The following is a 10,876-nucleotide window of genomic DNA, read 5'->3' as shown; positions in this document are numbered from 1 at the left end:
TTCTCGACCCACCGATTATCGTCGAACCCGCCAACACACAACAGTGCAGTCAGATCCAGTGGCTCATCCCGAAGGAGAGAACCGGTGGAGTAGTCATCCTAAGCGTCGAAGCGAACCAGCACAAGGCCAGATCCGAACTCCAGTGGAGGATGGTCCCGCTTGAGGCCGACAGGCTCTGGGCTCTTCGCACCAGCCGCTCCGCCGCACCTTTGGGGTGACGAGGGATTACTTTACGCACGCCCCACCGACACCACCAAGCCAGCCCACATCCCGGGCGTGTCGCACCATGCAACACCACCGCCGACACCCGGACACGGGCGACCCCGGGGTCGGGTGACACCCGGAGACGGGCGACCCCGGGGACGACGGACGCCCGGCCCCCACGGGGACCGGGCGTCGGGTCGGACGGCCAGGGGTCGGGTCAGACCACCGTCACGCCGGCCAGGGTCTTCTTCCCACGACGGAGCACGACCACCCCGGCGGGCAGGGCGACCGACGACAGGGACGCGGCCGCGTCGTCCGCACGCTCGTTGTTCACGTACACGCCGCCCTGGGTGATCGCGCGCCGCGCCTCACCGAGGGACTTCACCAACTCGGTCTCGACGAGGGCTCGGGCGAGGTCCGCACTCCCCTCGACGGACACCGACCCGGGGAGCTCGGTGATCGCCGACCGCAGGGTCTCCGGATCGAGCGCGGCCAGGTCGCCGTTGCCGAACAGGGCTGCCGACGCGTCGATCACGGACTGGGTCGCGGCGACGCCGTGGACCAGGGAGGTGACCGCGAACGCCAGGGTGCGCTGCGCCTCCCGGCGGAAGGGCTCGTCGGCGACCGCCCGCTCGAGGCGTTCCACCTCGGCCCGGGACAGGAAGGTGAACTCACGCAGCCGCGCGATCACGTCGGCGTCCGCCGTGTTGAGCCAGAACTGGTAGAAGGCGTACGGCGAGGTCATCGACGCGTCGAGCCAGATCGCGTTGCCCTCGCTCTTGCCGAACTTCGTGCCGTCCGAGTTCGTGATGAGCGGCGTGCCCATCGCGTGCACGGACACGCCCTCGGTCCGACGGATGAGCTCCGTGCCCGAGGTCAGGTTGCCCCACTGGTCGGAGCCACCGGTCTGCAGCGTGCAGCCGTACTGCCGGTGGAGCTCGCGGAAGTCGAGCCCCTGCAGGATCTGGTAGCTGAACTCCGTGTAGCTGATGCCGGCGTCGGAGTTGAGGCGTGCCGCCACCGCGTCCTTCTTGAGCATCGACCCGACGCGGAAGTACTTGCCGATGTCGCGCAGGAAGTCGATCGCCGACAGCGGTGCCGTCCAGTCGAGGTTGTTGACGAGGCGGACCCCGTTGTCCCCGTCCGCGCTGAGGAACCGGGAGACCTGGCCCTGCAGGCGGCCCACCCACTCGACGACGGTCTCGCGGGTGTTCAACGTGCGTTCGGCCGTGGGGCGCGGGTCGCCGATCAGGCCGGTCGACCCGCCGACGAGCGCGAGGGGCTTGTGGCCCGCCAGCTGCAGCCGGCGCATGGTGAGCAGCTGGAGCAGGTTGCCGCAGTGCAGGGAGGGTGCGGTCGGGTCGAAGCCGCAGTAGTACGTCACCGGGCCAGCGTCGAGGGCCTCTCGCAGTGCGGTCTCGTCGGTCGAGACGTGCACCAGACCACGCCAGCGCAGTTCGTCCCACACCGAGGCGAAGGTGGGGTCGTTCTGCTGACGCGTCAGGACATCGGGTTCGGTATCACTGGACACCCCGTCATCGTACCGGCGCGCTCGGCGCCCCTCAGTCGACGGCGCCCCTCAGTCGACGGCGTTCTTGTGCCGCCGGTACGTCGACACGGTCGGGTCACCGGCGAGCCAGAACCGCCACGGGAACGCGGCACCACCGGCAACGCCCCCGACACCGGTCCGGGGACCGCGCGCGATCCGGCCGCTCGCCAGGAGGGCGTCGACCACGTCCGCCGGCGCGGCGGTGGCGAGTCGAGCCTCCACCCCGGGCGCCAAGGTGAGCGTGTACGGGCCTGACCCGTCGAGCACCGACGTGCCGTCGTCGGTCCCGAGGACCGCGCCGAGCGCGACGCCGAGGTTGCCCGGTCCACGGGCCAGGGCGACGTCGGCGACCGCGGGCCCGCGACGGGTCCGGGCGGTGTCGATGCCCGACACCACCTCGGCACCGCGGAGCAGCGACCCCGACGACCGGCCGACCGGGCCGCTGACCACGTTCACGCAGGTGTGGATGCCGTACGACCGGTACGCGTACAGGGTGCCGGGCGCGCCGAACAGGTGCCGGTTGCGCTCGGTCATCCCCCGGTGTCCGTGGGACCCCGGGTCGACCGAGCCGGCGTACGCCTCCACCTCGGTGATGCGCAGGGTGACGCCCTTGCCGGCGAGGGTCGCGCCGAGGAGGCCCGGCGCCGACACCGGGGCCGGCTCACGCAGCAGGGCGAGCAGCGCCTCCGTCACGTCGCCGCCCCGTCAGCGGGTGAAGGGCGCCCCGGCCGCGATCTCGCGGACGGACCGCGTCAGCGCGGCGAGCTGCTCGGCGACGCGCTCCGGCGCGGTGCCGCCCACGCCACGGCGGGAGGCGACGCTGCCCTCGATCGTGAGGACGGCGCGAACCTCCGGCGTGAGGTGCGCGGAGACGGCGGCGTACTCGTCGTCGGTCGGGTCGTCCAGGTCGATGCCGCGCTCCTCGCAGTACCGGACCAGCGCGCCGGACACCTCGTGCGCGTCACGGAAGGGCACGCCCTGGCGGACGAGCCACTCGGCCACGTCGGTCGCGAGCGAGAAGCCCTGGGGTGCGAGCTCGGCCATCCGGTCGGTGTCGAAGGTCAGCGTCGCGATCATGCCCGTGAAGGCCGGCAGCAGGACCTCGAGCGTCGCGACCGAGTCGAAGACCGGCTCCTTGTCCTCCTGCAGGTCGCGGTTGTACGCGAGGGGCAGGCCCTTGAGCGTCGCGAGGAGCCCGGTCAGGTTGCCGATCAGCCGACCGGACTTGCCGCGGGCGAGCTCGGCGATGTCCGGGTTCTTCTTCTGCGGCATGATGCTCGACCCGGTGGAGAACGCGTCGTGGAGCCGGACGAAGCCGAACTCCTTCGTGTTCCAGAGGATCACCTCCTCGGCCAGGCGCGAGACGTCGATCCCGATCTGCGCGAGGACGAAGGCGAACTCCGCGACGGCGTCCCGGGCGGCGGTCGCGTCGATCGAGTTGTCCGCCGGCCGGTCGAAGCCGAGTTCGTGGGCGATCGCGGTCGGGTCGAGTCCGAGCGAGCTCCCGGCCAGGGCACCGGCCCCGTACGGGCTGACACCGGCGCGGGCCGCCCAGTCGCGGAGTCGTTCCAGGTCCCGCACGAGGGGCCAGGCGTGGGCGAGCAGGTGGTGCGCGAGCAGGACCGGCTGCGCGTGCTGCAGATGGGTGCGGCCCGGCATGATCGCGCCCTCGTGCTCGGACGCCTGCTGGCTGATCGCGTCGACGAGGTCGATCACCATCCGGCCGATCCGCCGGCCGTGGTCGAGCATGTGCATGCGGCCGAGCGTCGCGATCTGGTCGTTGCGACTCCGTCCGGCGCGGAGCTTGCCGCCGAGTTCCGGCCCGACGTCGGCGATGAGCAGGCGCTCGAGGGCGCCGTGCACGTCCTCGTCGGAGTCGGCGGGCTGCAAGACGCCGTCGAGGAACGACGCCTCGAGACGGTCCAGCCCGGCGCGCATCCGCTCGAGTTCGTCGGCCGTCAGGTAACCGGCGGTCTGCAGGGCCCGGGCGTGCGCGCGGGACCCCGCGATGTCGTACGGGGCGAGCTGCCAGTCGAAGTGCGTCGACCGCGACAGGGCGGCGAGCTCGGCGCTCGGCCCGTCGGCGAAGCGGGCACCCCACAGGGCACCCGTGTTCGTCGCGTCGGTCTTGGTGCTGGCTTCGTCCGGCCGGGAGGCTCGGGGGGCGTCCGTCATGAGGGTCCTGCGTCGTCGTGGGTCGATGTGGTGCGCGTCTGCCGGGCCGGCGGCGGCGGGACGGGCGCGTGCCGCGCCTCCCGGCCGGTCGGGACGGCGGGACCGGGTGGTCCCGCCGTCCCGGAGGGGTCAGTTCGCCAGGTCGCGGCGGGCGGAGATCTTGCTCGGGAGCGACCAGAGCTCGATGAAGCCCTTCGACAGCGACTGGTCGAACATGTCGCCGGTGTCGTAGGTGGCGAGGTCGAAGTCGTAGAGGCTCTGCTCCGACTTCCGGCCCGTGACCGTCGCGCGGCCGCCCTGCAGCTGCAGGCGGATGTCGCCCGACACGTACTCCTGCGTGGAGTCGATGAAGGCGTCGAGGCTGCGCTTGAGCCCGCCGAACCACAGGCCGTCGTAGACCAGGTCGGCCCACTCGGACTCGACACCGCGCTTGTAGCGGTTCACGTCGCGCTCGAGGGTCAGGCTCTCGAGCTCCTCGTGCGCGGCGATGAGCGCCATCGCGGCCGGGGCCTCGTAGACCTCGCGCGACTTGATGCCGACCAGGCGGTCCTCGACGACGTCGATGCGGCCGACGCCGTGCTTGCCGGCGAGGGCGTTGAGCTCCTGCACGATGCGCAGGACGCTGAAGCGCTGGCCGTCGATCGCGACCGGGACGCCCTGCTCGAAGGTGATGACGACCTCGTCGGCGTCACGCGGCACCGCGGGGTCCTGCGTGTAGGCGTACAGGTCCTCGATCGGGGCGTTCCACGGGTCCTCGAGGAACCCGGTCTCCACCGCGCGACCCCAGACGTTCTGGTCGATCGAGTACGGCGACTTCTTGCTCTGCAGGATCGGCAGGTCGTGCTCCTGGGCGTAGACGATCGCCTTGTCGCGGGTCAGCGCGAGGTCACGGACCGGGGCGACGCTCGTCAGGTCCGGGGCGATCGCGGCGACCGCGGCCTCGAAGCGCACCTGGTCGTTGCCCTTGCCGGTGCAGCCGTGCGCGACGCTGTCGGCGCCGAGCTGCTTCGCCGTCACGGCGAGGTGCTTCGCGATGAGCGGTCGGCTCAGCGCGGACACGAGCGGGTAGCGCTTCTGGTAGAGCGCGTTCGCCTTGAGGGCCGGCACGAGGTAGTCGTCCGCGAACTCGTCCTTCGCGTCGATGACGACGGACTCCACCGCGCCGCAGTCCAGCGCTCGCTGGCGGATGGCGTCCATGTCCTCGCCGCCCTGGCCGACGTCCACCGCGAGGGCGACGACCTCTTTCCCGGTGGCGTCCTTGAGCCAGCCGATCCCGACGGAGGTGTCGAGCCCTCCTGAGTACGCGAGTACGACGCGGTCTGCCATGGGTTCTCTCCTGTGTGGTGGTGGTTGTCAGTTGCCGGGGGTCGCCACGTCAGCGGCGGTCGCCCCGTCTGCGGCGGTCGGGGCGTTGGCGGCGAGGAGCCAGGCGAGCAGGGCCTTCTGGGCGTGCAGGCGGTTCTCCGCCTCGTCCCAGATGATGCTGCGCGGTCCGTCGATGACCTCGGCGGTGACCTCGTAGCCGCGGTCGGCGGGGAGGCAGTGCATGAACACGGCGTCGTCCGCGGCGTGCGCGAGGAGCTCGTCGTCGACGCGGTAGCCGGCGAAGGTCGCGAGCCGCTGCTGCTTCTCGTCCTCCTTGCCCATCGAGACCCAGGTGTCGGTCACGACGACGTCGGCACCGGCGACCGCGGCCACCGGGTCCGTCACGACGAGCACCGATCCGCCGGTCTCGGCAGCGCGGTGTTCGGCGTCGGTCACGACCTGCGGTGCCGGTGCGAACTCGACCGGCGAGGCGACGCGGACGTGCATGCCCGCCGTGGCACACGCGAGCAGGTACGACTGCGCCATGTTGCTCGCGCCGTCACCGACGAAGGCGACGGTCTGCCCGGCCAGGGCACCGCGGTGCTCACGGATGGTGAGCAGGTCGGCGAGGAGCTGGCACGGGTGGAAGTCGTCGGACAGCGCGTTCACGACGGGGACCGTCGTGCTCGCCGCCATCTCCTCGAGCCCGGACTGGGCGTAGGTCCGCCAGACGATCGCCGACACCATCCGCTCGAGCACGCGGGCGGTGTCGGTCGGGGTCTCCTTGCCGCCGAGCTGGCTGTTGGCGGTCGAGATGATGAGCGGGCTGCCGCCGAGGTCGCTGATGCCGACGTGGAAGGACACCCGGGTGCGGGTGGACGACTTGTCGAAGATCACGGCGACGCTCTGCGGACCTGCGAGCGGCTTGGCACCCCAGCGGTCGCGCTTCATCTCGACGGCGAGGTCGAGGATCGCCGACTGCTCGGCCTGGGTCAGGTCGTCGTCCCGGAGGAAGTGGCGGGTCATGCGGAGGTCTCCTGGTCGGCGCCCTGGACGGCCGCCATGCTCTGGGCGAGGATCGACAGGAAGGCGTCGATCTCGGCATCGGACACGATGAGCGGCGGCGCGATGCGCAGGCTCGACTCGTTCGGTGCGTTGATGATGAGGCCGCGTTCGAGGGCGGCGGCCGCGACGGCCGCAGCGACCGGGCGACGGAGACCGACGCCGACGAGCAGGCCGCTCCCGCGCACCTCCTCGACGAGCTCCGACCCGAGGGCCGTGATGCCCGCGCGGATCCGCTCGCCCTTGACGACGGCACCGGCGACGAGGTCGGCGCGCTCGATCTCCTCGAGCACCGCGTTCGCGACGCGGGTGCCGAGCGGGTTGCCGCCGAAGGTCGACCCGTGCTGCCCGGCGGAGAACAGGTCGGACGCCCACCCGAAGGTGACGAGCGCGCCGATCGGGAAGCCGCCGGCGATGCCCTTGGCGACGGTGATGGCGTCCGGTACGACCCCGGTGTTCTGGAAGGCGAACCACGCACCCGTCCGGCCGATGCCGGTCTGGATCTCGTCGAGGATCAGCAGGGCGCCGTGCTCCTCGGTGAGGCGTCGGGCGGCCTGCAGGAAGCCCTCGGGCAGGTCGACGACGCCGGCCTCACCCTTGATCGGCTCGAGGACGAGCGCCGCGACGGTGCCGTCGATCGACCGCTCGAGCGCCTCGATCGAGGTCTCGACGTGCTCGACACCGGGGATCATCGGCAGGAAGTCCTGCTGCAGCGCGGGCTTGCCGGTGAGCGCGAGCGCCCCCATCGTCCGGCCGTGGAACGCCTGCTGGAGCGCGATGATGCGGGTCTTCTCGCCGTTCGCGCCGCGGTTCAGGCGGGCCAGCTTGAACGCGGCCTCGTTGGCCTCGGCGCCGGAGTTGCCGAAGTACACGCGGCCCGCGTCGCCCGCACCGGAGATGCGCTTGAGCCGTTCGGCGAGCTCGAGCTGCGGCGGCGTCGCGAAGTAGTTCGAGACGTGCACGAGCTTGGCGGCCTGGTCGGCGATCGCCTCGACGAGCGCCGGGTGGGCGTGTCCGAGGGAGTTCACCGCGATGCCGGCGAGGAAGTCGAGGTACTCGTTGCCGTCGACGTCCCAGACCCGGCAGCCCTCGCCGCGCTCGAGCATGATCTTCGGCGGGATCAGGGATCGCATGAGCGACGCCCCGAACCGGTCGTTCCAGGTCTCGGTCTGCGTCTCGGTGCTCACCGTGCTGTGCCCTTCTCGTCGTCGTGCGGGGTCGTCTGGTCGGTGTCGTCGCCGTCGCGGGCGACGTGGTGTCCGCTGCCCGGTGCGTGCACGGCGGCGCGTCGGCCGATCTCGGCGTGGGTGTTCTGGTTCTCGGTCCGGCGGCTCGGGTCCGGGATCACCTCGGTGCCCGCGCCGCGGAGCGTGAACACCTCGAGCAGGATCGAGTGCGGGATGCGGCCGTCGATGATCGTCGCGCCGCCGACCCCGCCGACCACGGCGTCGAGGCACGCGGTCATCTTCGGGATCATGCCCGACTCGAGCGAGGGCAGCAGCTGCCGGAGCTCCTCGACCGCGATGAGGTCGATGATCGAGTCGCGGTCCGGCCAGTTGCGGTACAGCCCCGGGACGTCGGTCAGCATCATGAGCTTGGAGGCGTTCAGCGCGATCGCGAGCGCGGCCGCAGCGGCGTCGGCGTTCACGTTGAGCGCCTGGTCCGGGTGGGCGTCGTCGATCGCGATGCTCGAGACGACCGGGATGCGGTCGGCGCGGATCGCCGCGAGGACGCCGGACGGGTCGACGTGGGTGATGTCCCCGACGTGGCCGAGGTCGAAGTGCTCGCCGTCCACGACGACGCCCTTCTTCTCGCCCGTGAACAGGGAACCGCCGTCGCCGAACACCCCGACACCGAGGCCTTCGCCGTGCTCGTCGATGAGGTCGACGATCTCGCGGTTCACCTCGCCGGCCAGGACGTCGCGGACGACCGTGATCGCCTCGGTCGTCGTGACGCGGTAGCCGCCGCGGAACTCGGACTGGATGCCCTGTTCCTTGAGGGCGGCCGAGATCTGCGGGCCGCCGCCGTGCACCACGACCGGGTGCAGGCCGGCGTACCGGAGGTAGACCATGTCCTCGGCGAACGCACGCTTGAGGTCGTCGTTCACCATCGCGTTGCCGCCGAACTTGACGACGACGATCTTGCCCGAGAACCGCTTCAGCCACGGCAGGGACTCGATGAGGGTCGCGGCCTTGACGGTCGCGAGCTCGTGCTCTTCTTCCTTCGAGAGGTCCGCGTGGCTCATCAGCTGGAGTACGCGCTGTTCTCGTGGACGTAGTCGTGTGTCAGGTCGTTCGTCAGGATCGTCGCCGCGGCCGTGCCGACCCCGAGGTCGATGCGCACGAGCGTGTCCCGCGGGGTGAGGTCGACCTCGTCGCTCGGCCGGTCGGGCGCACCGGCGTGGCACACCCGGACACCGTTCATCGAGACGTCGACCGCGTACGGGTCGAACTCGGCGTCGGTCGTCCCGATCGCCGCGAGCACCCGGCCCCAGTTCGGGTCGTTCCCGAAGACCGCCGCCTTGAACAGGTTGTTGCGGGCGACGCTGCGGCCGACCGTCACCGCCTCGTCCTCGCTGACCGCACCGGTCACCTCGATCGTGATGTCGTGCGCGGCGCCCTCGGCGTCCTGCTGGAGCTGTCGGGCGAGGTCGGCGCACACGTCCGTCAGCGCCTGCTGGAACACCTCGGCGTCGGGCGTCACCCCCGAGGCGCCGGACGACATGAGCACGACGGTGTCGTTCGTCGACATGCAGCCGTCCGAGTCGACGCGGTCGAAGGTCACGCGGGTCGCCGCGCGGAGTGCCCGGTCGAGATCGGCCGAGGGCAGCACCGCATCGGTCGTGATCACCACGAGCATCGTCGCGAGCCCCGGGGCGAGCATGCCCGCGCCCTTGGCCATCCCGCCGAGCGTCCAGCCGTCGACCGTCACCACGGACTGCTTCGGCTTCGTGTCGGTGGTCATGATCGCGGTCGCCGCGGCCGGGCCACCGTCGGATGCGAGGGCGTCGGCGGCGAGCGTCACGCCGCGGAGGACGCCGTCGCGGAAGGTCTGGTCGCCGACCCCGATGAGGCCGGTCGAGCAGACGAGGACGTCGGCGGCGCCGATGCCGAGGGCGTCGCCGACCGCCTCGGCGGTCATGTGGGTCGTCTGGAAGCCGAACGGGCCCGTGAAGCAGTTCGCGCCTCCCGAGTTGAGGACGACCGCACGGGCGACGCCGTCACCCACGGCCTGGCGCGACCAGATGACGGGGTGCGCCTGCGCACGGTTCGACGTGAAGACGGCGGCGACCGCGTCGGCGGGCCCGTCGTTGACGACGAGGGCGACGTCCGGCTTGCCGCTGGTCTTCAGGCCGGCGGTGACGCCGGCGGCGCGGAAGCCCGCAGCGGCGGTGACGCCCTGCAGCCCGTCGGTGGCGGTGTCCTGGTGGGGTGCCTGGTCCTGGTCGGTCACGGGGCGACTCCGTCCACGCTGAGGCCGAGGGTCTCGGGGAAGCCGAGTGCGATGTTCGCGGACTGAACCGCCGCACCGCCGGTGCCCTTGGCGAGGTTGTCGAGTGCGGTCACCGCGACGACACGGCCGGCGGCCTCGTCGACCGCGATGCCGACGAGTGCGGTGTTCGCGCCGATCGTGTCGGCCACGCGGGGGAAGACCCCCTCGGGCAGCAGGTGCACGAAGGGTTCGTCGGCGTACGCCTGCTCCCACGCCAGCCGGACGTCGTGGGCGGTGACCCCCGGCGCCAGGCGCGCGGTCGTGGTCGCGAGGATGCCGCGGGACATCGGCACGAGCACCGGCGTGAACGAGACCTTGACGTCGGCGGCACCGGCGACGCGGAGGTTCTGCTGGATCTCCGGCACGTGCCGGTGCTTCCCGCCGACCGCGTAGGCACTGGCCGACCCCATGATCTCGGACGCCAGGTAGGTGGTCTCGAGCTTCTTGCCGGCTCCGCTGGGCCCGACGCTCAGCACGGCGACGATGTCGTCCGACTCGACCAGTCCGGCCTGGACACCGGGCTGGATGCCGAGGGTGACCGCGGTGACGTTGCACCCGGGGACGGCGATCCGCTTCGTGCTCGCCAGCTCCGTGCGCTGCCGACCCTGCGCGACGATGTCGTCGACGTCCCGCCACTCCTCGGCCGCACCCGGCGCGGGCGGTGCGTGCAGGAGCTCGGGCAGCCCGTAGGTCCAGGCGCCGTGGTACTCGCCGCCGTAGAACGCCGCCCAGGCGCTCTCGTCGGTCAGCCGGTGGTCGGCGCCGCAGTCGACGACGAGCGTGTCGTCGTCGAGCTCCGCCGTGATCGCTCCGGACTGGCCGTGCGGCAGGGCGAGGAACACCACGTCGTGGCCGCGGAGGACCTCGGCGGTCGTCGCGGAAAGGGTGAGGTGCGCGAGCGACCGCAGGTGCGGCTGCGTCGCGACGAGCGGCTTCCCGGCGTTCGAGAACGCGGTCACCGTCCGCACCTCGAACTCGGGGTGAGCGGAGAGGATGCGCAGCAACTCGCCACCCGCGTAGCCGCTGGCACCAGCGACGGCGACGGATACGGACATGGGTTCCACCTTTGGTCGGACTGTTCGTCGAGGG

General features: G+C 71.6%; 9 protein-coding genes. All 9 read right to left on the bottom strand.

Features of this window, described 5'->3' with window-relative positions; translation table 11 throughout:
- Positions 1–421: 421 nt before the first annotated feature.
- The 9 genes from tyrS to KM842_RS15720 all read right to left on the bottom strand — a co-directional run bounded on the left by tyrS (position 422) and on the right by KM842_RS15720 (position 10,842).
- Positions 422–1,735, bottom strand: coding sequence for a tyrosine--tRNA ligase (tyrS, locus tag KM842_RS15760; RefSeq protein WP_216259817.1), 1,314 nt, complete (start codon positions 1,733–1,735; stop codon positions 422–424).
- A gap of 48 nt (positions 1,736–1,783) precedes the next feature.
- Positions 1,784–2,446, bottom strand: a complete 663-nt coding sequence (locus KM842_RS15755) for a DNA-3-methyladenine glycosylase (RefSeq protein ID WP_216259816.1) — start codon at positions 2,444–2,446, stop codon at positions 1,784–1,786.
- A 12-nt stretch (positions 2,447–2,458) separates the two neighbouring features.
- Positions 2,459–3,928, bottom strand: coding sequence for an argininosuccinate lyase (argH, locus tag KM842_RS15750; RefSeq protein ID WP_216259815.1), 1,470 nt, complete (start codon positions 3,926–3,928; stop codon positions 2,459–2,461).
- A 129-nt stretch (positions 3,929–4,057) separates the two neighbouring features.
- Complete coding sequence (locus KM842_RS15745; protein WP_216259814.1) at positions 4,058–5,254, bottom strand: argininosuccinate synthase; 1,197 nt, start codon at positions 5,252–5,254, stop codon at positions 4,058–4,060.
- Positions 5,255–5,281: 27 nt separating this feature from the next.
- Complete coding sequence (argF, locus tag KM842_RS15740) at positions 5,282–6,259, bottom strand: ornithine carbamoyltransferase (protein WP_216259813.1); 978 nt, start codon at positions 6,257–6,259, stop codon at positions 5,282–5,284.
- Positions 6,256–7,482 carry an acetylornithine transaminase gene (locus KM842_RS15735; protein ID WP_216259812.1) on the bottom strand — a complete coding sequence of 409 codons (1,227 nt, stop codon included), beginning with the start codon at positions 7,480–7,482 and terminating at the stop codon, positions 6,256–6,258. Before KM842_RS15735 ends, argF begins: the two co-directional genes overlap by 4 nt.
- Positions 7,479–8,540 carry an acetylglutamate kinase gene (gene argB / locus KM842_RS15730; protein WP_253206164.1) on the bottom strand — a complete coding sequence of 354 codons (1,062 nt, stop codon included), beginning with the start codon at positions 8,538–8,540 and terminating at the stop codon, positions 7,479–7,481. The genes KM842_RS15735 and argB overlap by 4 nt, the downstream gene beginning before the upstream one ends.
- Entirely contained in the window at positions 8,540–9,748 is a 1,209-nt protein-coding gene (gene argJ / locus KM842_RS15725; RefSeq protein WP_253206163.1) for a bifunctional glutamate N-acetyltransferase/amino-acid acetyltransferase ArgJ, read from the bottom strand. Before argJ ends, argB begins: the two co-directional genes overlap by 1 nt.
- Positions 9,745–10,842, bottom strand: coding sequence for an N-acetyl-gamma-glutamyl-phosphate reductase (locus KM842_RS15720; protein WP_216259811.1), 1,098 nt, complete (start codon positions 10,840–10,842; stop codon positions 9,745–9,747). Before KM842_RS15720 ends, argJ begins: the two co-directional genes overlap by 4 nt.
- Positions 10,843–10,876 lie beyond the last annotated feature (34 nt).

It is taken from the genome of Curtobacterium sp. L6-1, from assembly GCF_018885305.1.
Classification (GTDB): Bacteria; Actinomycetota; Actinomycetes; order Actinomycetales; family Microbacteriaceae; genus Curtobacterium; species Curtobacterium aetherium.
Note: the sequence above shows the minus strand (reverse complement) of the source record. Positions and strands in the feature narration are given on the sequence as shown.